This is a genomic window from Pseudomonas sp. AC463, from assembly GCF_979253585.1.
Map to the genome: position 1 here is coordinate 1 of NZ_CEEDDZ010000748.1, position 262 is coordinate 262.

1 protein-coding gene is annotated in these 262 nt (G+C 71.0%); it reads left to right on the plus strand.

The window, feature by feature from the left end:
* The coding region (locus tag AC0IYH_RS32215; protein WP_471838384.1) for a SapC family protein at positions 1 to 262 on the plus strand (262 nt) is incomplete at both ends.

Here is a 262-nt window from a genome sequence, read left to right on the forward strand (position 1 = left end):
GGCGGTTCCACGCCACCTATTGCCCCCGCGCGCTGCAACTCACGGGGTTCCGGCTGCACCCCGACGGCGTCGCGGGCCTCGCCATCGACGAGGAAGACCCGGCGCTCGGAGCATCCGGACAAATGCTGTTCGAAGACGGTCGACCCACTCCCCTGCCCACGACCGTCGCGGACGCGCTACGACGCCTCGTCGCCGACCTCGACGCGGCACGCGACCTGATTGCCGACTATGCCGCCCGCCACCTGATCCGACCCCTGCGCCT